Genomic DNA, 23,776 nt, shown 5'->3' with positions numbered 1-23,776 from the left:
TCGGGGCTCTCGGCACGCGGTGTAAAGTTTACCGACACTTAAGCTCTGGCGCGTAAAACCCGCTCGGGAAACCACCGTGGGTAAAGCCGCCGAATCATGATCCGCCTGTTCAAGCATTATATCCCGCATGCCGTGATCCTTCTCGGCCTGCTCGATCTTGCGCTGCTGTTCCTGGCGGGTGAGCTCGCCTGGCAGGTACGGTCTGCACAGATCGGAATGGATGCAGGGACGCTGTCGGAACGCTGGCTGGCGCTCGCCGGTTCGGCCGCGATCGTCTGGCTGGCGATGATTTCGGTCGGGGTCTACGGTCCCTATGCGCTACGCTCGCTGCGCTTTGCCGGGGCCCGCCTGCTGGTCGCGATCAGCCTCGGCATCATCGCTCTCGCCTTCATCGATTTCCTGTTGCAGGCGGACGCATTCTGGCGCTCGACCCTGGTCTACGCGATGGGCTTTGCCGTGCTCGTCCTGGTGGTCGACCGGCTGGTGCTCAACAGCTTTCTTGGATCGTCGGCGTTCCGTCGCCGGGTGCTTGTGCTCGGGGCGGGGGATCGGGCTCAGCGCCTTCGAAAGTTGGGCGAAAAGCCCGAAAGCGGCTTCGCCATCGTCTCCTACATCGCCATGAGCGAGCCCGAGCGCGTCGTCGAAGAAGCCATCCCGCGCGAGGCGATCCACGACCTTGGGCGGTTCGTGGAAAACCTCGGGGTGAGCGAAGTCGTGCTGGCTCTGCAGGAGCGCCGCAACTCGCTGCCCTTGAAAGACCTTCTGCGGATGAAGACCAAGGGCGTTCATGTGAACGACTTTTCCAGCTTTCTCGAGCGCGAGACGGGGCGCGTCGATCTCGACACCCTCGATCCCAGCTGGCTGATCTTTTCCGACGGCTTTTCCAGCAGCCGGATGTTTTCGAGCGCGGTCAAGCGCGTGTTCGACATCGCCGCGAGCCTGATCCTGCTGCTGCTCACATTCCCGATCATCGCGATCTTCGCCGTGCTCGTTAAACTCGACAGCAAGGGTCCGGCCTTCTTCCGGCAGGAGCGCGTCGGGCTGTTCGGCGAAACCTTCCAACTCATCAAGCTGCGCTCGATGCGCACCGACGCGGAAAAGGACGGCGCAAAGTGGGCCGAGGAAAACGATCCGCGCATCACCCGCATCGGGCGTTTCATCCGCAAGGTGCGGATCGACGAACTGCCGCAAACATGGAGCGTGCTGAAGGGCCAGATGAGTTTCGTCGGCCCGCGTCCTGAAGTGCCGCAATTCGTCGAAAGCCTCGAAGAAGACATCCCCTTCTATGGCGAACGCCACATGGTGAAGCCGGGAATCACCGGCTGGGCGCAGATCAATTATCCTTATGGTGCCTCCAACGAGGACAGCCGCAAGAAGCTCGAATACGATCTTTATTACGCGAAGAATTACACGCCTTTCCTCGATCTCGTGATCCTGCTTCAGACGGTGCGGGTGATCCTGTGGCCGGAGGGAGCGCGCTGATGGGCGATATCGGCCTTTACGTGAGCCTTGCCTGCTACGTCGCGGGCGGGGTGCTGAGCGCAGGCGCCGGGCTGTGGATCGCGCGATCCGGGGATCGTGCGCGGCCTGATCGCACGGTGCTGCTTGCAGCCTGCTTCCTGATGGCGCTCTGGTGCTTGCTAGCCGCAACGCTCGGCCCCTTCGAGCCCGAGACATTGCTCTCCGAAACCGGTCGAAATCTTGCGCTTATCGGGGTCATATTCCGGCTTTTTTCTGCCGACGGGCGCGACGAAAGCTTGCGGCCGATCCGCCCGGTCATCATCGCGTTGGTCCTGGTCCAGTTGTTCCAGCCGGTCCTGCTGTTCGTCAACGCCCGGCCCGGTATCGGCCCTGAAATCCTCTCGCTGACATTCGAAGTCTCGGCGATCCTCAACATGCTGGTCGCGATCGGCGCGCTGGTGCTCCTGCACAACCTTTACGCCGGTGCGGCGGCAGCATCGCGCCGGGTGCTGCGCTGGAGCGGCATCGGGCTGGCGGGCATCTTCGCCTACGATTTGAACCTCTACACAGTCGCTTACCTGCTGAACGACTATCCCGCAGCTCTGTTGGCTGTGCGCGGCATCTTTGCAGGATTGATGGCCGCGCTTCTCGCCCTGGGGGCGAGCGAAGCGGGCAGGGGACTCGAATTCCGGCCCTCGCGCGCCGTCACTTTCCAGACGCTCTCGCTGCTGGTGATCTGCGGCTACTTGCTGGTTATGGTGATCGTGACCCGATCGCTTACGCTGATCGGCGGCGATGTTGCGCGGGCCGGGCAGGTTGCTTTCCTCGTATTCGGCATTCTCGCGGTAGCGATCGTTGTCCCTTCCAAGCGGGCACGCGGTTGGTTGCGGGTAACCGCCAGCAAGCACCTGTTCCAGCACCGCTACGACTATCGCGAGGAATGGCTGCGTTTCACCCACACGATCGGTCGTGGGTCTAGCGGAGGCCCGACCTTCCACGAGCGCGCCGTCAAGGCGATCGCCGACATCACCGAAAGCCCTGCGGGACTGCTGCTCGTCTCCAACGAGGAAGCGCAGCTTGAACTGACTGCACGCTGGAATTGGCCGACCATTGATGTTCCGGCTGTCGCGGGCGAATTCGGCCTGACCGAACTGCTCGAAAAGCACGGGCTCATCATCGATCTCGACGAGATCCGCGCCGGGGTGGAGCATCACGGAGAACTGGCGCATGTGCCCGCCTGGCTGAGCGAGGCCGAAGATGTCTGGGCCCTGGTGCCGCTGCTTCATTTCGACCGTTTGGTGGGCGCTATAGTGCTTGCCCGCCCGCGCATCGAACGCCGGCTCGACTGGGAGGATTTCGATCTCCTGCGGGTCGTCGGCCAGCAGCTCGCCAGTTATCTGTCCGAACAGGCCGGACAGCAGGCACTGATGGATGCGAGCCGGTTCGACGAATTCAACCGCCGCATGGCTTTCGTCATGCACGACATCAAGAACCTCGCGAGCCAGCTCTCGCTGCTTTCGGCCAACGCCCAGAAGCACGCCGACAATCCCGATTTCCGCGCGGACATGCTGGTGACCTTGCGCAGTTCTTCGGAAAAGCTCTCGGCCCTGCTCGCACGGTTGGGGCGCTATGGTGCCGGGCCGGTGCAGACGCTGGTCGAAGTCGATCTCGGCACGCTCGCCCGCGACCTGGCTGAGCGTTTCACTGCAGTGCACCCGGTCGCCATCGCTCAGGCGGAAAGCGTCCGGGTGATGGCGGACCGCGACAGTCTCGAACAGGCGCTCGTTCACCTTATCCAGAACGCGATCGACGCGAGCGATGAGCGCGGCGTGGTTCACATCGCGGCGACTCGCGAGGGGCTCAACGGACGGATCGAAGTGGTCGACGAGGGCCACGGCATGAGTCCCGAATTCGTGCGCACCGGCCTGTTCAAGCCGTTCGTCTCTTCGAAACAGGGCGGCTTCGGCATCGGTGCCTTCGAGGCGCGGGAAATGGTCAAGGCGATGGGCGGCCGCGTAATGGTCGAATCGCGCGAAGGCATGGGCACGCGGTTCGCCGTGATCCTGCCGCTAACCGAAACCCATCGTCTCGCATCCGGTGGCAGCTCTAACAATCTACCCAGCAACAAGGTCGCATAGCAATGGCAGAGAAGAAACCGACGCTGCTTGTCGTCGAAGATGACGAAGGGCTGCAGGCGCAGCTCAAATGGGCGTATGACGATTTCGAAGTCGTGATCGCGGGAGACCGCGACAGCGCGATTGCGGCACTGCGCAGCGAGATGCCCTCCGTTGTGACGCTCGATCTCGGACTGCCACCCGATCCCGACGGCACGACCGAAGGCTTTGCCGTGCTCGATGCGATCATGGAGCTGAAGCCCGATACCAAGGTGATCGTCGCCAGCGGCCACGGAGCGCGCGAAAGCGCGCTGCAGGCGATCGAGCGCGGAGCCTACGATTTCTACCAGAAACCGGTCGATATCGAAGCGCTCGGCCTGATCGTGCGCCGGGCGTTCAACCTCTACGAGATCGAGGAGGAAAACCGCCGCCTGACGTCGCATGCGAGCGAGGACAAGACCGTGCTGGGGCGCCTGATCACGGGCGCTCCTGAAATGGTCAAGGTTGCCCGGACGATCGAGCGGGTCGCGAGCACCAGCGTATCGGTCATGCTGCTCGGCGCGAGCGGCACCGGTAAGGAGCTTCTCGCGCAGGGGCTGCACAATGCGAGCGATCGCGCCGACGGGCCTTTCATCGCGATCAATTGCGCGGCAATCCCGGAAAACCTCCTCGAAAGCGAGCTGTTCGGGCATGAGAAGGGCGCCTTTACCGGCGCGGTCAAGACCACCGAGGGCAAGATCGAGAGCGCCAGCGGCGGGACGCTGTTCCTCGATGAAGTGGGCGACATCCCGCTGCCCCTGCAGGTCAAGCTGCTTCGCTTCCTGCAGGAACGCACGATCGAGCGTATCGGCGGTCGCAAGACCATTTCGGTCGATACCCGCATCGTCTGCGCGACCCATCAGGATCTCGAGGCGATGATCGGCGCCGGGACCTTCCGCGAAGACCTGTTCTACCGACTAGCCGAGATCGTCGTGCGCATTCCCGGCCTCGCCGAACGCCACGGAGACGCGGTGCTGCTCGCCAAGGCATTCCTCAAGCGCTTTGCCGCGGAGATGAACCCGGCGGTGACCGGGTTTGCTCCGGACGCGCTGACCGCGATTGACGCGCATGACTGGCCGGGCAATGTTCGCGAGCTCGAAAACCGCGTGAAGCGGGCTGTCATCATGGCCGATGGCAAGCTGGTCGGCGCCGAAGATTTGGACTTCCACGGCGATGACGAAGAGAGCGCGGAGGTGCTGAACCTCAAGGCTGCGCGCGAGCAGGCCGACCGCCGCGTCATCCGCCACGCGCTGGCGCGAAGCGAGGGCAACATCTCGAGCACCGCCAAGCTGCTCGGAATCAGCCGACCGACTCTGTACGACCTGCTCAAGCAATACGATCTGCATGCCTGATTGGCGGCGCGCCTGCCTCGGTCCCTGCCTCGGACTGGCGCTCGGGCTCATTGCCTGCGCAGACACCGAGACGCCCGGTGATACTACGCAATCGCGGCCACCCGAATTGCAGCGGCTGGTCGAGGAGGCGCGGCTCGAAATGGAGGAGGGCAACCTCGCCGAGGCGGGCAGGCTGTTCGATGCGGCGCTCGCAACCGATCGGGTCGATCCTGGTCTTTGGGTCGATATTGCCCGGCTCCGGTTTCGCGGAGGCGAACACACCGGGGCGCTGGAGGCGTCGGAATTCGCGCTCTCGCTCGATCGGGAATTCGCGCCCGCCCTACTGCTGCGGGCGCAATTGGTGCGCGATGCCTATGGCCTGGAAGCGGCGCTCCGCTGGTTCGAGGCGGCTCTGGCGCTGCACCCGCGCGACGCCGACCTGTTGGCAGAATACGCCGCGACGCTTGGCGATCTCGGGCGTCATCGCGATATGCTGGCTGCGGTGCGCGATCTGGCTGAAGTCGATGCCAGCGACCCGCGCGTTCACTACCTGCAAGCCGTGCTGGCGCTCCGGGCCGGTGAACCGGTGCTCGCCAGCAGCCTGCTGAAGCGCAGCGGAATGGTCGATCGCGGGGTGCCGGCGGCGCTGGTTGCCGATGCGCTGGCCGATCTGCAACAGGGCACGTTCGATACGGCTGCGTCCTCGCTCGAGCGATTGCTTGAGCGTCAACCCGGCAATGCTGTGGCGAGAGACCTGCTCGCGCGCGCCCTCTGGCTGGGCGGCCGCGACCGCGAAATCGTCGACCGGTTCGCGGCTCGTGTCTCCGCCCCCGATGCCTCGCCCTACCTCACAATGCTCGTGGGGCGCGCATATGAGCGGCTCGGGGAGCGCGCCATGGCGGCACCCCTGATCGAGCGCGCTCTGGCATTCCAGACCGGCGAAGCGGCGGTTCTCCCCGCACCCAATGGCAATCCCGACGGCTTGCCCGACCAGACCTTTGCCATGCGTCAATTCGTCAATTCCGCGCCGCCGGGCGAGGCGGAGAGGTATGCTGGCGAATTGCTGCGACAATTCCCCGAATCGTCCGACATCGCCGCGCTCGCCGGCGATGCTGCGCTGTGGCGTGGCGACCCAAGCGGCGCGCTGTCCCTCTATGGCCGCGCTGCTGAAGTCCGGCGTCCGTGGCCGCTGTCGCGCAAGATGATCCACGCGTTTCGCCAGAGCGGCGATACTGCTGCAGCCGATGCGCTGCTTCTCCGGCAACTTCGCGCCGAGCCGCGCAACGCAGAGGCTCTGATCATGCTGGCGCAGCGCAGCGCCGAAGATGACGACTGGCTCCGGGTGGCAGTTCTTCTCGATCATGTGATCGAAATCGGCGCAGGCAATGACCTCGAAGTGCTGGAATTGCGGCTGCGATCAGCCCGCGCGCTCGACGATGAAGCCTCGATTGCGCGCTTCGCTTCGGCTCTTGCGAAACTTGGCCCGGGCGATTTCGCTCCGCGCTAGATCGTAGCGCTCGACATTGGCCGGTCGAGTCGGCAGGGGCGACCCCGATGACCAGACGCCTTGCCATCCTAGCCGATCCGATGATCGCAGTGCTGTTGATCGCCACCGGACTCGCGCTCGTCGCGCCGGCGGTCGGCGAGACGCGCCTGGCGGCGCAGTGGGTGTCGAACGTTTCGATATTCCTGCTGTTTCTCGTCAACGGCATTCGCATCGCGCGGAGCGAGATACCGAGCGCGATCGGCAACTGGCGCTTCTACCTTCCGCTGGTGCTGTTCGTTTTCGGCGCGATGGGGCTGTCGGGAGCAGGGCTGGGAGCAGCGACTGCGCAGGTGCTCCCCGCCGAGATCGCGCTCGGCTTTATCTTCCTCGGGGTGCTCCCTTCGACGATCCAGTCGGCGACCAGCTACACGACGCTGGCGGGCGGCAATGCCGCGCTGTCGGTCGTCGGAGCGGCGCTGATCAACATTCTCGGCGTATTCGTCAGCGCGCCGCTGTTCGCGCTGCTGGCGGGCGGTGATGCGGTCGATCTCGGTTACCAGACGATCCTGCGGATCGGGGTCATCCTTCTCTTGCCGTTCGTGATCGGGCAGGCATTGCAAGGCTTCGTTCGCGATACAGTGATCGAGCACAAGGCGCGGGTGGTCTGGCTCGACCGGATCGTGATCGGGATCGCCGTCTACGTCGCGTTTTCCGGTGCGGTCGAGATGGGCTTGCTCGAAACGCTTTCGGCTGGGGCAACCGCATGGCTCTTTGCGGTGACAGGGGCGTTCATGGTGGCGGCCTATGCGGTCGCCTGGTGGTCGGCGCAATTGCTCGGTTACCCGCGTGGGGACTGCATCGCGTTCCTCTTCGCCGCTCCGCAAAAGAGCGTTGCGATAGGCGCGCCGATGGCCGCGATCCTGTTTCCGCCTGAGATGGCGGGCTTCGTGATCGCGCCCTTGCTGATCTACCACCTGCTGCAACTGGTGGTTGCGGCTCCGCTCGCTAGTCGCTTTGCGCAGCAGGCTCCGGGCTAGCATCGCTTTGGGCGCGGTTGTGGCGGATCGACCACCACAGCGACAGTCCGATCAGGATCGCGCCGATCAGTCCGGTGAAGGTCTCGGGGATGTGATACTTCGCCGAAACCAGCATGATCACGCCGAGCACGATGATCGCCCAGAACGCGCCGTGTTCGAGATAGCGGAACTGCGAGAGCGTGCCTGCGCGGACGAGGTGGATCGTCATCGAGCGCACGAACATCGCGCCGATCGAAAGGCCGATGGCGATCACGACCATGTTGTTGGACAGCGCAAAGGCCCCGATCACCCCGTCGAAACTGAAGCTCGCATCGAGCACTTCGAGATAGAGAAATCCGCCGAGGCCCGATTTGACGACTTCACCGGCGGCTTTCTTCCGGGCCTCACCCTGTTCGATGATCTCGCCCAGCGCATGGACAGCGATATAGGTCAGCAAGCCGAGGATACCGGCGGTGAGGAAAGTCAGTGCCTCGTCAGGTTCAAGGATCGTCGACACGCCGTAGACCAGCGCAAGCACGAACCCGATTTCCATCGCCGGGATGCTGGAGAACCTGTTGGCCCCGCGCTCGATGACGCTGATCCAATGGATGTCCTTGCCTTCGTCGAAGAAGAAGGTGAGCCCCACCATCGCCAGGAATGCGCCGCCGAAACCGGCAATGCCGATATGAGCGGCGGAAACAAGGCGTTCGTATTCCTCGGGATCGCCGAGCGAAAGCTGGACCGCTTCCCACGGGCCGATCTGCGCGGCGATCGAGACGATTGCGATCGGAAAGACGATCCGCATCCCGAACACCGCGATCAGGATGCCGATGGTGAGGAAGCGCTGCTGCCACACCGGGTCCATTTCGCGCAGCACGGTCGCGTTCACCACGGCGTTGTCGAAGCTGAGCGACACTTCGAGGATCGAGAGCACGAACACGATCCACAGTATCGACAGCATCCCGCCGATCGTGCCGGTGCTGGCATAGCCATACCACCCCGCAAGGCCGAGGCAGACTGCGGTGAAGATCAGCGAGAATGTGTAGTAACGCAGCAGCGTTTGCATGGGCTGGAGCCTGTTCGGGAGGGAAATCAGCTCTTGGGCTGATAGGTCTGTTCTTCGCCGGGAAAACTGCGATCGCGCACTTCCTCGGCATAGGTCGCGACGGTCTTTTCGATCACGCTGGCGATATCTTCATAGCGTTTCACGAAGCGCGGGACGCGTTCGAACATGCCGAGCATGTCTTCGGTCACCAGCACCTGTCCGTCGCATTTCGCCGACGCGCCGATGCCGATGGTCGGGCAGGATACGGCCTCGGTGGCGGCGATGGCGATCGGTTCGACCACGCCCTCGATCACGATTGCGAATGCACCCGCCTTGTCGAGCGCGACCGCGTCGCTGACGATCTTGTCGGCCTCAGCGTCCGAGCGCCCGCGGGCCATGTAGCCGCCCAGCACATTGACGGCCTGCGGCGTCAGGCCAACATGGCCCATCACCGGAATACCGCGCGAATTGAGGAACTCGACGGTGGGCGCCATCGCTTCGCCGCCTTCGAGCTTCACCGCCGCCGCGCCGGTCTGCTTGAGCAGGTGGGCTGCGCTTTCGAAGGCTTGTTCGGGCGAGCTTTCGTAGCTGCCGAACGGCATATCGACCACAACCACCGAGTGATACGATCCGCGCACCACTGCCGCGCCGTGGTTGGCCATCATTTCGAGCGTCACCGGAATGGTGGAGGGAAGACCGTAGATCACCTGTCCGAGCGAGTCTCCAACCAGCAGGATGTCGCAATGGGCGTCGAGCAATTGCGCCTGCCGCGCGGTGTAGGCGGTAAGCATCACCAGCGGCTTTTCGGTGACGCCATCCTTTTTGCGCGCACGAATGCGCGGCACGGTGAGCCGCTTCATCGGGGCGGGGGTAGGATTGGCGCGGCTGGTGCTCGTATCGAGCTGGAAGGTCGTCGACATGGCCGCGCATTTAGCTTGCGCGCCGGATAAACGCAAAGCCCCCTTGGCGCAGGCGCAGAAACATTGCACAGAGGGGTCCAATGGGATGGCGCGTCGGGGGACGCGCGGCAAAAGGGATACATTTCTAGACATGGTAGCAACCACAGGTTCGGCGACGCGCGATGGTTGGTCCTCGCGCAGTGCGTTTATTCTTGCTGCGGTCGGCGCGGCCGTAGGTCTCGGCAACCTCGTCCGTTTCCCGGCAGAGGCCGCCAATAACGGCGGCGGCGCATTTGTGCTGTTCTACATCGCCTGCATCGTGCTGATCGGCCTGCCGGTGTTGCTCGCCGAGACGCTGATCGGGCGTCACGGCCAGGCGAGCGCGGTTGAAAGTGTAGAGAAGATGGCGGCGGAAAGCGGCGCGTCCAAGATGTGGGGCGGGATTGCCAGCCTCGGCGTGCTTTCCGCCTTCATGATCCTCGCTTTCTACTGCGTGATCGGTGGCTGGGTGCTCTCTTACATCTGGCTGTTCGTCGAGGATCTGTTCGTTTCCGGTGTGACCGGGGGCGCCCTGACCGGCATGACAGAGGAAAATATCAAGAACCTGTTCCCTGCGCTCCTTGAGCAAGGCTTTACGATGAGCGTCCTTGACCTGCTGTTCATCGCGATCACCGTTGCCTTTGTCGCGCGCGGCGTCTCGGGAGGGATCGAAAAAGCCTCCGTTTGGCTCATGCCTGCGTTCTTCCTGCTCCTGCTCGGGATCACCATCTACGGTGCGTTCGAGGGTGCGTTTGCGGAAACGATCGCCTATCTTTTCGTCTTCGATTTTTCGAAGTTGACGGGCGAAGTCATGCTCGCGGCGGTCGGTCAGGCGTTCTTCTCGCTGTCGCTGGGCGTTGCGGGGATGATGACCTACGGCTCCTATGTCAGCCGCGACGTGAACCTCGCCAAGACATCGGCAACGATCGCTTTTGCCGATACGTCGGTGGCGCTGATTGCGGGTCTTTGCATTTTCCCGATCGTTCTGGCGGCCGGCCTTTCGTCGGACGGCGGGCTTGGCCTGATGTTCGACGTCCTGCCGCACGCGTTCCAGTCGATGCCGTTCGGCACGGTGATCGGGCTCGCATTCTTCATCATGGTGGGTTTTGCCGCGCTGACCAGCTCGATTTCGCTGATGGAGGTTCCGACCGCCTGGGCAATCGACAGATTCGGCTTTGCCCGCGCGCCGACTGCGCTTGCGATTGCCGCCCTGGCGGCGGTGCTCGGCGTGCTTTCCGCCTATTCGTTCAACTCGCTTTCGAGCTTCCATCCGCTCGGGTTCATTCCGCTGTTCGAAGGCGAGGGCGTATTCTCGGCGCTCGATAGCGTGACGGCCAAGCTGTTCATGCCGATTGGCGCCTTGCTGGTTTCGATCTTCGTCGGTTGGGTGGCGAGCCGCCAGCTGATCGATAACGAGAACGGCCTTTCGGGCGGGATGCACCAGTTCTGGGTATTCCTGGTGCGCTGGCTGTGTCCGGTTGCGCTCACCGCGATTCTGATCGTCGGCATCTTTCCGAGCATCGTCGGCGCCGAGTAAGCATTTCCGGGGCGGTTGCGGCGGGTGATCACACCGTTGCAATCGCCCCGCAAGTGTGGAACAAAATAGGAACACGTGAGTCGTTTACGACGAGTCGTTCCTATGCAGAGTTCCGTTTCCCCTTCCGGCGCGAAAGCGCTTGCTCCTCTCCCTGTTGCCGCGCGGTTGTCCGCCGCCGACATCGCGGCGCTGTCGAAAGCGCGCGAGGGGCGCTGGCGGCCGGGGCTTGCCGGGCAGCCGCTGCATAGCGAGATTTTCGCCAGTACCTCCGATGCGAGCGGGGCGGGGCTGGCGCTGGCGCTGGCGCAGGACGCGCTGCGGGTGGCGGGCGAGGGGGATAATCCGCTTGCAGAGGAGCATGACCGCAGACAGGTGCTGTGGGTGCAGGATGCCCGCGCGGTGCAGCGCGGCGGTCGCCCGTACCGCCATGGCCTGCCGAGGGAACTGCGCGACCGCCTGATCCATGTCGAGACGAAGACCCCCGAGGATGCGCTGTTCGCGCTCGAGGAGGGGCTCAAGTGCCGCGATCTTGCCTGCGTGATCGGGGAGATCACCGGCAATCCCCGCGCGCTCTCCTTCACCGCCTCGCGCCGTCTCAGCCTCGCGGCGGAGAAGCATGGCGTGGCGCTGTGGCTGGTGCGGCTCGATGCCGCGCCCGAACTGTCCTCGGCCCGGATGCGCTGGCGAGCGGCGCCTGCCCATTCCGCACCGGCCCGTTGGGATGCCGCTGCTCCCGGCGTGCCGCAATGGGCAGCCGAACTCTTCCGCGCGCGCAGCCACGCTCCCGGAAAATGGATATTGAGCAATGACGACGGACGTTTACGCGCCCGCCGCCACGGTCCGACCGCTTCCAACACGCAGGATATTGGCGATCTGGTTCGCCCGACTGTCGGTCGATCGCTGGCGGCTGTCGCACGGATGTGAAGCAGGCGAAGGGCCGGATGCGCTCCCGACCGCGCTGATCACCGAAACCGCGCACGGGCCGCGGATCGATGCGGTGAACCACGCCGGGCACGCAGCGGGCGCGCGGGCAGGGATGATGCTCGCCGATGCGCGCACGCTGTGCCCCGCGATCCAGACCGCACCGGCGGACCCGGCGGGCGATCTCGACGCGCTGGAGAAACTTGCGCTGTGGTCGCAGCGCTGGGGGCCGTGGAGCGCGCTCGATCCGCCCGACGGTGTGCTGGTCGACATCACCGCCGCCGCGCACCTGTTCGGCGGCGAGGAACGGTTGCTCAGGGATGTCGAAGCGGCGTTTGCGAAGCGCAGGCTTGCCACCCGCGCCGCCATAGCGCCGACAGCGGGGGCAGCATGGGCGCTGGCGCATTTCGGGGCGCATTCCGGGCCATCTGCGGCGATCATGCCCTCGCATGGCGACACGATACGCCTGCTTGCAGACTTGCCGGTCGCGGCGTTGAGGCTCGACCAGGACGTGCTGACCGTTCTGCGCCGTCTCGGGCTGAAACGGCTCGGCGACCTCGCCGCCATTGCCACCGGTCCCGCCGACCGCGCCGAGGCGGCTGCCCGCGATGCGATCCATCGCCGCTTCCGCAACCGAAAATCGCCTGCGGCCAATCCGCTGGTCCGGCTCGATCAGCTGCTCGGCAAGGTGCCCGAGCCGCTGCTGCCGGTCGTCCCGCAGCACGCCCCGCTGGTGCAGCGCCGGCTGATGGAGCCGATCCGCCACCGCGCATTGCTCGACCAGGTGCTGGACGACCTTGCCGAGGACATGGTGCGCGAGCTCGAAGCGCGCGGCGAGGGCGCGCGCAGGCTCGAACTCGGGCTGTGGCGGGTCGATGGCGAGGTGCTCGTTCGCCGACTCGAACTCGCGGCGGCAACCCGCGAGGCGGGTCATATAACCCGCCTGTTCGCCGAGCGATTGGGCGATATCGATGCAGGGTTCGGGATCGAGACCGTGCGGCTGCGTGCAAGCTGGGCCGAACCGCTTGCGCTCTCGCAGGGCGATGTCGAGCAGGCGGCGGAGCGGCATGGCACTTCGCTCAACGCCTGCATCGATCGCCTCACGGTGCGCCTTGGCCCGCAAGCGGTGCGCCGACCGGTGCCGCATGCCAGCCACCTCCCCGAGCGGGCGCAAAAATGGCAGCCACCGCTGGATCCCGAGCCAAGCTCGCAAAGCATGCTGGAATTCCACCAGAGGCCAATGAAATTACTCGATAAACCCGAGAGGATTGCGGTGCTTTACGCTTCGCCCGACGGCCTGCCGCAGCGGTTTCGCTGGCGCGGCGATGTGTCCGAGGTCGCGCGGGTCGAGGGGCCGGAGCGGATCGCCCCCGAATGGTGGCGCGAGAAATCGACCGTGCGGCTGCGTGACTACTATCGCGTCGAGGACACGTCAGGACGGCGGTTCTGGATTTTTCGTCACGGGATCGCGGGCGACGGGCGCGGGGGCGTGCCTGAGTGGTACCTGCAAGGCCTCTACGCCTGATCAGCATTTTTTTACGAATGCTTGCTACGCAATTCACCATGAACATGCACAGCATCCCGCGCGCCGCAGAGCGCCGTTCGCTCAGCCTGATGATCAAGGGCCGCGTGAAATCGCGCGTGGTCTATTGCGACCTGATCGACATTTCCGAAGGCGGCTGCAAGATTCGCGGCTCGCTGGGCTTCGCCAATGTCGGTGACCGGGTCACGATGAAGGTTGCCGGCGTAAACGCGCCGCTGGGCAATGTGGTCTGGGTCGAAGGCAAGATTGCCGGTATCGCCTTCGAAGGCGGAATGCATCCCGCCATCATCGATCATCTCGTCCAGCAACAGGGCATCAAGCTGGCGGAAGAGCGGGATACGAGCACGCGCCGCCTGTAGGCCTCCCAAAAAGAACGGGGCCGATGCTTCAGGCACCGACCCCGCTCCTCCTGCGATATCAAGATCAATCCGACGGAGCGACCAGCAGGCGGTTGTTCAGCGGCTGCAATGAACGCGCGCTCATTTCCAGCGCAGCTTCGAATGCGGCAATCTGCTCCGCGCTGGCTTCGATCGAATCCTCGACCACGTGCCAGTTCACATTCTCGCTGCACGGCGGCGTGGTGAGCGAGCCCATGTAGCGATAGACTTCGAGTTCGTCGGGCACCATTGCGCCCATGTCGATCGAAATGGCCGAGCCATCGCCGTTCGGCATGGCATCGATGATGGTCTGCAAGCCTTCGTTGGCATCGCCTTCCTCGAACATCACGCCAAGCACGCCCAGCGTGCCATCGCGCGTGGCGTGCACGAAATGCGCGGTGAGCGGGTAACGCTCGCCATTGATGGCGTGCTCCGACGGGGTGTGGAAGTGAACCTGGATCAGGCTGAACAGGCGGTCGCCGGAAACCATGCCCTGACCCGGTCCGGCATCGACTTGGATCTTGTGCTTGCCGAGACGCAGCGTGCCGTCGGTCGGTCCGTAGTCTGCCGCGAGCCTGATATTGCCATAGGCGGTCGGCGACCCGAGATCGATCGGCGACTGCATCTTGCCGACGTCGCATCCTTCGAATTCAGGTCCTGCGTCCGACCATTTTTCGGGGGTTTCGCCGTCTGTGTACGCCCAATCCTGGGCCGAGGCAGCGACGGCGGCGAGTGAAATGCCTGCCGCCGCGGTGATGGTAAGAATCTTCTTCATGACTGCTCCCATGTTTGTTCGGGGAGCTTCGACGCCCCCCAACCTTTGAATGGTTACGTCCGACATCACGAGCACGATTGCTCGCCAGAGGGGCCCGGTCCGTGGCGATATTACGTATCATTCTTGGGTTGGTTCCCGGCGATTGCACACTTTGCATTTGTTGGATCGGAGGTAAGAACATATAAGGAACAAAAAGGTGTTCCCCAAGGTCTCCGATGCTCCAGCAAACGCTCAAACAGAAGCTCGAAATCCTCGCCGATGCGGCGAAATACGATGCGTCGTGCGCGTCGTCGGGCACGGCGAAGAAGAACAGCCTCGGGGGCAAGGGCATCGGCTCGACCGAGGGGATGGGCATCTGCCACGCCTATGCACCCGACGGTCGCTGCATCTCGCTGCTCAAGGTGCTGCTGACCAATCACTGTATCTTCGATTGCCATTACTGCGTGAACCGCAAGAGTTCGAACGTCGCCCGCGCGCGCTTTACCCCGCAGGAGATCGCAGACCTGACGATCGCTTTCTACAAGCGCAATTATATCGAAGGGCTGTTCCTCTCATCGGGCATCATCAAGAGCTCGAACCATACGATGGAGCAGCTGGTCGAGGCCGCGCGTATCCTGCGCGAGGAGCACGATTTTCGCGGCTACATCCACTTGAAGACCATTCCCGAGGCCGATCCGGAACTGATCCACCAGGCGGGGCTCTATGCCGACCGCGTCTCGATCAATGTCGAACTGCCGACTACGGCGGGGCTGACGCGGCTTGCACCCGACAAGGACGAACGCCAGATCGAAGGCGCGCTGGCGCGGACCAAGTCGCGGATCATCGAGGCGAAGGACGAGCGCAAGCGCTTTCGCCATGCGCCGCGCTTCGCCCCGGCAGGCCAGTCGACCCAGATGATCGTCGGCGCGGACGATGCGACCGATGCCGATATCGTCGGCAAGGCGAGCAGACTCTATGGCAGCTTCGGCTTACGCCGCGTCTATTACAGCGCGTTCTCGCCGATCCCCGATGCCTCTGCAGTGCTGCCGCTGAAGCGCCCGCCGCTGATGCGCGAACACCGGCTGTATCAGTCGGACTGGCTGATGCGGTTTTATGGCTTCGCGCCCGGTGAAGTGGCGCAGGCGACCGAGGCGGACGGAAACCTGCCGCTCGATATCGATCCCAAGCTCGCCTGGGCGCTGAAGTTTCGCGAGAGTTTCCCGGTCGACGTCAACCGCGCGTCCAAGGAACAATTGCTGCGCGTGCCGGGGCTGGGGACGACTGCGGTGGGCAAGATCCTCGCGGCGCGGCGGCATCGGACCTTGCGCCTCGACGACGTGGCGCGGCTCACCCAGTCGATCGCCAAGGTCCGCCCGTTCCTCGTCGCGCTGGACTGGAGACCGACGACGCTCACCGACCGCGCCGATCTGCGCGCGTTGCTCGCACCCAAACAGGTGCAGCTGGAGCTGTTCTGATGAAATTGCTTCCTCGTCGCCCCTGCGCAGGCAGGGGCCCAGATAACGATGTTGGCGTGCGCTGCAGAACTCATCTGGACCCCTGCCTACGCAGGGGTGACGGGTTGGGGGACCCGTCATGACCGCGATGCAGAACGTCTCGCTCGGATCGCATTACGTCGTCCATATGCCTGCGCCCGACGATTTCGCCTTCTGGCGCGAGCGGGCGCGGGGGCTGATCCAGTGCGACGTCCCGCCCGATCGGGTGAGCTGGGTCGAGCCGGGCGGAACGGGGGACCTGTTTGCGCAGGAAGGTCCCTCGCGCGGGGAAAAGCGCCTTCCCGTGCCGGACAAGGACGCTCGCCCCGTGCGCGCCTCCAGGCGTTTCATGAAGCTTGCGCGCAACGCTGCGCTCCATTCGGATTCGCAGCGCTTCGGGCTGCTCTACCGCATGCTCTGGCGACTCCAGCGCAATCCCCGTGCGATGGAGGACAAGGCCGATCCCGATGTCCGCCGGATCGAGGAACTCGACAAGTCGGTCCGCCGCGACAGCCACAAGATGCACGCCTTCGTCCGTTTCCGCGAAGTCGCGGGCGAGGACGAGGAGCACTACGTCGCCTGGTTCGAGCCCGATCACCACATCCTGCGCGCCAATGCGGGCTTCTTCAGGCGCCGCTTTGCCAACATGCACTGGTCGATCCTGACCCCGCGCGGCTGTATCCACTGGGATGGAGAGACGATGCGGGAGAGCGGCCCGGCACGGCGCGAGGATGCACCGCAGGGAGATCCGACCGAGGAGCTGTGGAAGTCCTACTACGCCTCGATCTTCAACCCCGCACGGCTGAAGGTCGGGGCGATGCTCTCCGAAATGCCCAAGAAATACTGGAAGAACATGCCAGAGGCCGAGCTCATCCCCGATCTCATCGCCGGGGCGCAGGCGCGCGAGGCGGGGATGGTCGCGGCGGGCGAGCGGGAGGAACGCGAACGGCCCGGCAGTCTCGAGGACATCGCCCGGCAGATCGCGACCTGCCGGGATTGTCCGATCGCCGAATGCGGCACGCGCGCGGTGATGGGCGAGGGACCCGCAACCGCTTCGCTGATGATCGTCGGCGAACAGCCCGGCGACCAGGAGGATGTGGTTGGCAGGCCCTTCGTCGGTCCGGCCGGGCAGTTGCTCGACGAGTGCCTCGAGCGTGCAGGGATCGAGCGCAGCACTGCCTATGTCACCAATGCGGTGAAGCATTTCAAATTCGTCCCCAAGATCGTTCAAGGCGGCAAAAGACGGCTGCACCAGACTCCGCAGGCGAAGGAGATCGACACCTGCCGCTGGTGGCTCGAAAGCGAGCGCGGCATCGTCAAACCGCGCGTGGTGCTGGCGCTGGGCGCATCGGCGGCGCGCGGGATACTCGGCAAGACGGTGAGCGTGTCGAAGGTGCGGGGCGCTCCGATCCCGCTCGGGGATGGCAGCGAATTATGGGTGAGCGTGCACCCCTCCTACCTGCTGCGCCTCGATGGGGAGGCGAGCGAGGAGCAGGGGCGGCTGTTCGCGCGCGATCTGGCGGCGGTGCAGGCGCGGTTGGGGGAATTGTCGGTATGAACGGTCTCCATAACTTTGTCGTCGCCCCTGCGAAGGCAGGGGCCCATTCACCCTCTCGAATATTGACTCCCGTTATCTGGATCCCCGCCTTCGCGGGGATGACGGCGGCCTAGAGGCCTGTCCGCCATGCCCGAAAACGACCTCCAGATACCCAAGCGGACGATCGAACTCGATCCCGACCTGATCGAAGCGCCGCCGCGCGCGCCGTTCGTCGAGCTCGGCCTTGTCAGCTGTTTCAGCTTCCTGCGCGGGGCATCGGACGCGGTCGACCTCGCGATGACCGCCCGCGCGCTCGGCTATGACGCGCTGGGGATTGCCGATGCGAACAGCATGGCCGGTGTAGTGCGCATCCATACCGAGGCGAGAACGCTCAAGCTGCGCCCGGTGATCGGCTGCCGGATCGAGACGGTCGAGGGGCTGGCCTTCCTCGCCTATCCGCGCGACCGCGCCGCTTATGGCCGCCTGTGCCGCCTCATCAGCGCAGGCCGGATGCAGACGCTCACGGGCGAATGGCAGGAAAAGGGCGTGTGCGAGATCGACTGCGCGATGCTCGCCGACCATGCGGAAGGCGTGCAGCTGGTCCTGCTCCCCCCCGACGATCTGAAGGCGGAGTTCACGATCAGGATAGAGAACAATGTCATTCCCTTCCGTCACCCCGGCCACCGAGCCGGGGTCCCGCTTCCTTCGAAGACAAGCGGGACCCCGGATCAGGTCCGGGGTGACGAGAGAGTAGAGTTCAGGGGACCCTTCACCGACATTCTCCCGCATCTCACCGCGCAACTCCCGACCCTGCGTCACCTCGCCGCAAGCTATCTCTATCGCGGCGGCGACATCGCGCGGATCGACCGGCTCGATGCGCTGGCGCAGGATAACGGCCTGACGCTGCTCGCCACCAATGACGTGCACTATCACGCGCCCGAGCGGCGCCCGTTGCAGGACGTGATGACAGCGATCCGGCACAAGACCACCGTCGCTGAAGCCGGACACCTGCTCCATGCCAATGCCGAACGGCATCTCAAGAGCCCCGAGGCGATGCAGCACCTGTTCGAGCGCTGGCCGCATGCCATTGCAGCGGCGCGCGAGGTTGCAGACAATTGCGACTTCTCGCTCGACGAACTGCGCTACGAATATCCCGAGGAAATCTATCCCGACGGGATGGCTCCGCAGGAATATCTCGAGATCGAGACCTGGCGCGGGGCCGAGCGGCGCTATCCCAACGGAGTACCCGACAGCGTGCAGCAGACGCTCGAACGCGAACTGGCGCTGATCGCCAAGCTCGAGCTCGCGCGCTACTTCCTCACCATCAAGGACATCGTCGATTTCGCGCGCAGCGTCGATCCGCCGATCCTGTGCCAGGGCAGAGGGAGCGCGGCCAATTCGGCGGTCTGCTACTGCCTCGAAATCACCAGCGTCGATCCGGCCAAGCACCAGCTGCTGTTCGACCGCTTCATCTCCGAAGAGCGCAAGGAGCCGCCCGATATCGACGTCGATTTCGAACACGAGCGGCGCGAGGAGGTGATCCAGTACATCTACGGCAAATATGGCCGTCACCGCGCCGGGCTGACCGCGACCGTGATCCATTACCGCCCGCGCATGGCGATCCGCGAGGTGGGCAAGGCGATGGGGCTGTCCGAAGACGTCACCAGCGCGCTGGCACGCACCGTATGGGGCGGGTGGGGACGCGAGATCAGCGAGAAGCACGCCTCCGAAACCGGCATGGACATTTCCGACCCGCACCTCAAACGCGTGCTCAGGCTGACCGAGCAGATGATCGGCATGCCGCGCCACCTCTCGCAGCATGTCGGCGGGTTCATCCTCACCGAAGGCGCGCTGACCGAGACCGTGCCGATCGGCAATGGCGCGATGCCCGATCGCAGTTTCATCGAATGGGACAAGGACGACATCGAGGCGCTCGGCATCCTCAAGGTCGATGTGCTGGCGCTGGGCATGCTGACCTGCATCAAGAAGTGCCTCGACCTGCTGGAGGTGCATCACGACCGCACGCTGACGCTCGCCACGGTTCCGCGCGAGGACCCTGAGACCTACGCGATGCTGCGCAAGGGGGATTCGCTCGGCGTCTTCCAGGTCGAAAGCCGCGCGCAGATGAACATGCTTCCGAGGCTCCGACCCCGCGAGTTCTACGATCTCGTGATCCAGGTCGCGATCGTGCGCCCGGGGCCGATCCAGGGCGATATGGTCCATCCCTACCTCAAGCGTCGCCGCGGGGCCGAGCAGGTGGTGATCCCCAAGCCATCGCCCGCGCATGGCCCGCCGGACGAGCTGTCTTCCATCCTCGAACGCACGCTCGGCGTGCCGATCTTCCAGGAGCAGGCGATGAAGATCGCGCTCGATGCGGCGAAATTCTCCAGTGCCGAGGCCAACCGGCTGCGCAAGGCGATGGCGACTTTCCGTTCGCGCGGAATGGTCGACGAGCTGCAGGACATGATGGTCGAGCGGATGGTGACCCGCGGCTATGAGCGCGACTTCGCGCAGCGCTGCTTCAACCAGATCCGCGGCTTCGGCGAATACGGCTTTCCCGAAAGCCACGCTGCGAGCTTCGCGCACCTCGTCTACGTGTCGAGCTGGCTCAAATGCCATTTCCCGGCGGCCTTCGCGGCGGCGCTGCTCAATTCGCAGCCGATGGGGTTCTATGCGCCTGCTCAGATCGTGCGCGATGCGAGGGAGCACGGGGTCGAAGTGCTCCCGACCGATGTGAATGGCAGCGAGTGGGATTGCACGCTCGAAGAAATCCGTCGCCCCTGCGAAGTGAAGGGCAGGCAGCACAAGCACATCGCCCTGCGTCTTGGCCTGCGTCAGATAGACGGGTTGCCCGAGCATGTGGCTGCGCAACTGATCGCCGAACGCGCCGAGAACGGCGCTTATCGCGATGTTGCCGAGCTGCGCGAGCGGGCGAGGCTTTCGCCGGCGCATATCGAGCGGCTGGCGAGTGCGGATTGCTTCACCTCGATGCAGCTCTCGCGGCGGCAGGCGCTGTGGGATGCGCGCAGCCTGATTGCAGGGCCCGACCTGCCGCTGTTCCGCGCGGCGGAGGAGCGCGACGAGGGGGCGGAGCGCACGCAAACCCGCCTGCCGCAGATGCCGCTCTCCGAAGAAGTGGTGGCCGATTACCAGACCACGCGCCTCTCGCTGAAGGCGCATCCGATGGCGTTCCTGCGCCCGCAACTGGCCGAGCGCGGCTTCGTGCGCGCCTGCGATCTCAGGGACCGCAAGTTCCGTAGCATGGTGCAGGTCGCGGGCGTGGTGCTGATCCGCCAACGCCCCGGCAGCGCCAAGGGTGTGTGCTTCATCACGCTCGAGGACGAGACCGGCGTCATCAACCTCGTCGTGTGGCCCGATCTCAAGGAGAAACAGCGCAAGGTCGTGATGGGCGCACGGCTGATGGAGGTGCGCGGACGGGTCGAATACGACGACGAGGTGATCCACGTGATCGCGCATCGCATGACCGACGCGACCGACCAGCTTTATCGCCTGTCCGACGACATGCTCGATGCGCCGGTCGCGCGGGCCGACCATGTCAATTCGCCGCTCACCGGGCGCAAGACGCCGTCTGAAAGGGAGGCGATCAAGCCGCGCGACCTGATCGACCAGCTACCGAATGTGACCGGCCACCCGCGCAACCACCGGATCATCCCGAAATCGCGCGATTTCCACTAGGCCGAATTTTCCTACACGCCCCGTCGCCGCTAGTCTGCGCGCGGCTCTTTCACATCGTCGATCCTCTGCAAAAGCGGCGCCGGGCAAAAAAGCGCCGGGCAAAGTGTCAACTTCGATTTTCGAAGACAAGATGCTGGAAATTAGGTGGAAAATGCCGAAAAACGCGGGTGACACACTGTCACCATTGTCAACTTTGTGTGCAGCTGCAGCAATCCGCCGCACCGCGCCCGGATCAGTTCGCTTCGAGAGCGTATCCGGCCGAGCGCACGGTCCGGATCGGGTCCTTGGCGCCATCGACCGCGATTGCCTTGCGCAACCGGCGGATGTGGACGTCGACCGTGCGCAATTCGATGTCCGAACCTGTGCCCCACACGCCGTCGAGCAATTGCCCACGGCTGAATACGCGTCCCGGGCTTTCCATGAAGAATTTGAGCAGGCGGTATTCGGTCGGGCCGAGCTGGAGCGACTTGCCGCGCCGTTGAACTTTGTGCGCGACCGGATCGAGCTTGATGTCGCCGACTTCGATGCTCTCGCCAGCGAGCGCGGGGCGGATCCGGCGCATAACCGCGGCGACGCGCGCAAGCAGTTCGCGCGGGGAGAAGGGCTTGGTGAGGTAATCGTCCGCACCCGTTTCGAGCCCGCGAACGCGGTCGTCCTCGGCCTCGCGCGCGGTGAGCATGATGATCGGGACATGCGCGGTCTTCTTGTCGCGGCGCAGGCGGCGGCAGACCTCGATCCCGCTCGTGCCCTCGATCATCCAGTCGAGAATGACGAGATCAGGCGTGTCCTCGCTTGCGAGCACCAGCGCCTCGTCCCCGTCGCCGGTCGAACGGACATCGTAGCCCTCGTTCTGGAACCGGTATTCGAGCAGCTCGGAGAGCGCCGGATCGTCTTCGACAAGCAGCAATTTGGCAGCGGACATCGCAATCTGTCTCCCTGGCCTTGCCCCCGGCTGCGGAGGCCGCTTTCGCGCTATGTTTCAGTTCGGCTACCGTTTGATGACAGCCATGCACGATTTGCGATTCTGCCGGATGCAGGCCTACTCGCGGTCTTCCTCCGGCGGATAGGTGCCGGTCGCGGCGAAGTGGACCATTTCGGCCACGTTCGTCGCATGATCGCCGATCCGCTCGAGGTTGCGCGCCACGAAAAGCAATTGCGCCGCGCTCGAAATTGTCGCAGGATTTTCCACCATGTGACTGACCAGATTGCGGAAAATGCTGTTGTAGAACGCATCGACCTTGGCGTCGGTCGCGATCACTTCACGGGCGAGATCGGGGTCGCGCGCGGCATAGGCGGTCAGCACATCGTGCACCATTTCGCACGCGATCTCGCCCATTGCAGGCAGCAGGGTGAGCGGTTCGAACCGGTCGCGAAGCTCGATCATCCCGACCCGCTTGGCGATGTTCTTCGAATAATCGCCGATCCGTTCGACGACACCGGCGATCTTGAGCGCGGCGATCACCTCGCGCAGGTCGTCCGCCATCGGTGCGCGCAACGCGATGATTCGCACGGCGAGCTTGTCGACTTCGGATTCGAGCGCATCGATCTTCACGTCGCGCGCGACCACCTGGTTGCCGAGTTCCTCGTCCCCGCGGATCATCGCTTCCAGGGCTTCGTGAATGGCGATTTCGGCCAAACCGCCCATTTCCGCGATCAGGCCGCGAAGACGGGTGATGTCCTCGTCGAATGCTTTGACTGTATGTTCGGCCATCAGCCGTACCGTCCCGTAATGTAATCCTGCGTGCGCTGCTCGATAGGATTGGTGAATATATCGGATGTGCGGCCGTATTCGACCATTTTTCCGAGGTGGAAGAAAGCGGTTCGCTGCGAAACGCGCGCAGCCTGCTGCATCGAGTGGGTGACGATGACGATCGTGTAGCGGCCCGAAAGCTCGTCGATCAGCTCTTCGATCTTGGCGGTGGCGATCGGATCGAGCGCGGATGCGGGTTCGTCCATTAGGATGACTTCGGGGTCGACCGCGATGGCACGCGCGATGCACAGGCGCTGCTGTTGACCGCCCGAAAGCGCCGTGCCCGAATCCTCGAGGCGGTCCTTCACCTCTTCCCACAGACCGGCGCGGGTCAGCGACCTCTCCACGATCGCATCGAGATCGGGCTTCTTTTCGGCAAGGCCGTGAATCTTCGGGCCATAGGCGATGTTGTCGTAAATCGACTTGGGGAAGGGGTTCGGCTTCTGGAACACCATGCCGACCCGCGCGCGCAATTGCACGACATCCATGCTGTTGCCGAGGATATCCTCGCCCTCGAGCTCGATCGATCCTTCGACTCTCGCGATCGGGATTGTGTCGTTCATGCGGTTGAAACAGCGCAGGAAGGTCGATTTGCCGCAGCCCGAAGGGCCGATGAAGGCGGTCACATATTGCGGCGAGATGTCGATCGAAACGTTATCGATCGCCTTCTTGTCGCCATAATAGACCGAGACGTTGCGAGCGCTCATCTTGGCGCCGGTATCGTCCATGTTTTCGTGA

18 protein-coding genes are annotated in these 23,776 nt (G+C 64.2%); 12 read left to right on the top strand and 6 right to left on the bottom strand.

The genetic code is table 11. The features are described 5' to 3' along the window. Nucleotides 1-96: 96 nt before the first annotated feature. Genes ACI5KX_RS09890 through ACI5KX_RS09870 form a run of 5 tightly spaced genes read left to right on the top strand, consistent with a single transcriptional unit; the run spans nt 97 to nt 7,468 of the window. On the top strand, nt 97-1,482 hold the full coding sequence (locus ACI5KX_RS09890; protein WP_406810495.1) for a TIGR03013 family XrtA/PEP-CTERM system glycosyltransferase: 1,386 nt from the start codon (nt 97-99) through the stop codon (nt 1,480-1,482). Continuing rightward, nucleotides 1,482-3,599, top strand: a complete 2,118-nt coding sequence (gene prsK / locus ACI5KX_RS09885) for an XrtA/PEP-CTERM system histidine kinase PrsK (protein ID WP_406810494.1) — start codon at nt 1,482-1,484, stop codon at nt 3,597-3,599. The genes ACI5KX_RS09890 and prsK overlap by 1 nt, the downstream gene beginning before the upstream one ends. Before the next feature lie 2 nt (nt 3,600-3,601). After that, on the top strand, nt 3,602-4,966 hold the full coding sequence (prsR, locus tag ACI5KX_RS09880; protein ID WP_406810493.1) for a PEP-CTERM-box response regulator transcription factor: 1,365 nt from the start codon (nt 3,602-3,604) through the stop codon (nt 4,964-4,966). After that, a complete protein-coding gene (locus tag ACI5KX_RS09875; protein ID WP_406810492.1) occupies nt 4,959-6,452 on the top strand; it encodes a tetratricopeptide repeat protein in 1,494 nt (497 codons plus the stop codon). Before prsR ends, ACI5KX_RS09875 begins: the two co-directional genes overlap by 8 nt. Nucleotides 6,453-6,499: 47 nt before the next feature. Continuing rightward, nucleotides 6,500-7,468: a bile acid:sodium symporter family protein gene (locus tag ACI5KX_RS09870; RefSeq protein WP_406810491.1), complete on the top strand. Its 969-nt coding sequence runs from the start codon at nt 6,500-6,502 to the stop codon at nt 7,466-7,468. On the opposite strand, the gene ACI5KX_RS09865 is transcribed toward ACI5KX_RS09870, so the two are convergent. Both ACI5KX_RS09865 and panB read right to left on the bottom strand, forming a co-directional pair. Next, nucleotides 7,437-8,513 (bottom strand): DUF475 domain-containing protein, encoded by a 1,077-nt coding sequence (locus ACI5KX_RS09865; protein ID WP_406810490.1) that lies wholly within the window; start codon nt 8,511-8,513, stop codon nt 7,437-7,439. The two genes, ACI5KX_RS09870 and ACI5KX_RS09865, sit on opposite strands and share 32 nt — an antisense overlap. 26 nt (nt 8,514-8,539) lie before the next feature. Continuing rightward, the gene (panB, locus tag ACI5KX_RS09860; RefSeq protein WP_406810489.1) at nt 8,540-9,412 is read right to left on the bottom strand and encodes a 3-methyl-2-oxobutanoate hydroxymethyltransferase; all 873 of its coding nucleotides are present in this window, start codon (nt 9,410-9,412) and stop codon (nt 8,540-8,542) included. Between the two features lie 130 nt (nt 9,413-9,542). Here panB and ACI5KX_RS09855 point away from each other — a divergent pair, with 130 nt between their 5' ends. The 4 genes from ACI5KX_RS09855 (at nt 9,543) to ACI5KX_RS09840 (ending at nt 13,790) form a co-directional block, all read left to right on the top strand. After that, nucleotides 9,543-10,967, top strand: coding sequence for a sodium-dependent transporter (locus ACI5KX_RS09855; protein ID WP_406810488.1), 1,425 nt, complete (start codon nt 9,543-9,545; stop codon nt 10,965-10,967). 165 nt (nt 10,968-11,132) lie between these two features. After that, nucleotides 11,133-11,891 (top strand): recA-like protein, encoded by a 759-nt coding sequence (locus ACI5KX_RS09850; RefSeq protein WP_406810487.1) that lies wholly within the window; start codon nt 11,133-11,135, stop codon nt 11,889-11,891. Continuing rightward, the gene (locus ACI5KX_RS09845) at nt 11,773-13,413 is read left to right on the top strand and encodes a DUF6504 family protein (RefSeq protein ID WP_406810486.1); all 1,641 of its coding nucleotides are present in this window, start codon (nt 11,773-11,775) and stop codon (nt 13,411-13,413) included. The genes ACI5KX_RS09850 and ACI5KX_RS09845 overlap by 119 nt, the downstream gene beginning before the upstream one ends. 17 nt (nt 13,414-13,430) lie before the next feature. Further along, nucleotides 13,431-13,790, top strand: a complete 360-nt coding sequence (locus ACI5KX_RS09840; RefSeq protein WP_406810485.1) for a PilZ domain-containing protein — start codon at nt 13,431-13,433, stop codon at nt 13,788-13,790. A gap of 64 nt (nt 13,791-13,854) precedes the next feature. Here ACI5KX_RS09840 and ACI5KX_RS09835 read toward each other — a convergent pair whose 3' ends face one another. Then, nucleotides 13,855-14,583, bottom strand: coding sequence for a carbonic anhydrase (locus tag ACI5KX_RS09835; protein ID WP_406810484.1), 729 nt, complete (start codon nt 14,581-14,583; stop codon nt 13,855-13,857). Between the two features lie 215 nt (nt 14,584-14,798). On the opposite strand from ACI5KX_RS09835, the gene ACI5KX_RS09830 reads away from it, so the two are divergent. The 3 genes from ACI5KX_RS09830 (at nt 14,799) to ACI5KX_RS09820 (ending at nt 21,288) form a co-directional block, all read left to right on the top strand. Next, entirely contained in the window at nt 14,799-16,037 is a 1,239-nt protein-coding gene (locus ACI5KX_RS09830; protein WP_406810483.1) for a putative DNA modification/repair radical SAM protein, read from the top strand. A gap of 118 nt (nt 16,038-16,155) precedes the next feature. Beyond that, nucleotides 16,156-17,613 (top strand): UdgX family uracil-DNA binding protein, encoded by a 1,458-nt coding sequence (locus ACI5KX_RS09825; RefSeq protein WP_406810482.1) that lies wholly within the window; start codon nt 16,156-16,158, stop codon nt 17,611-17,613. 126 nt (nt 17,614-17,739) lie between these two features. Beyond that, nucleotides 17,740-21,288 (top strand): error-prone DNA polymerase, encoded by a 3,549-nt coding sequence (locus ACI5KX_RS09820; RefSeq protein WP_406810481.1) that lies wholly within the window; start codon nt 17,740-17,742, stop codon nt 21,286-21,288. Nucleotides 21,289-21,520: 232 nt separating this feature from the next. Here the strand turns inward: ACI5KX_RS09820 and phoB are convergent, their stop codons facing one another. The 3 genes from phoB to pstB all read right to left on the bottom strand — a co-directional run bounded on the left by phoB (nt 21,521) and on the right by pstB (nt 23,766). After that, entirely contained in the window at nt 21,521-22,210 is a 690-nt protein-coding gene (phoB, locus tag ACI5KX_RS09815) for a phosphate regulon transcriptional regulator PhoB (RefSeq protein WP_406810480.1), read from the bottom strand. Between the two features lie 117 nt (nt 22,211-22,327). Next, the gene (phoU, locus tag ACI5KX_RS09810; RefSeq protein ID WP_406810479.1) at nt 22,328-22,999 is read right to left on the bottom strand and encodes a phosphate signaling complex protein PhoU; all 672 of its coding nucleotides are present in this window, start codon (nt 22,997-22,999) and stop codon (nt 22,328-22,330) included. After that, nucleotides 22,999-23,766, bottom strand: coding sequence for a phosphate ABC transporter ATP-binding protein PstB (gene pstB / locus ACI5KX_RS09805; protein ID WP_406811358.1), 768 nt, complete (start codon nt 23,764-23,766; stop codon nt 22,999-23,001). The genes phoU and pstB overlap by 1 nt, the downstream gene beginning before the upstream one ends. Nucleotides 23,767-23,776: the final 10 nt, after the last annotated feature.

Source organism: Erythrobacter sp. GH1-10 (assembly GCF_045363165.1).
Classification (GTDB): Bacteria; Pseudomonadota; Alphaproteobacteria; order Sphingomonadales; family Sphingomonadaceae; genus Erythrobacter.
The sequence above is the reverse complement of the archived record's forward strand: the minus strand, read 5'-3'. Positions and strand labels throughout refer to the sequence as shown.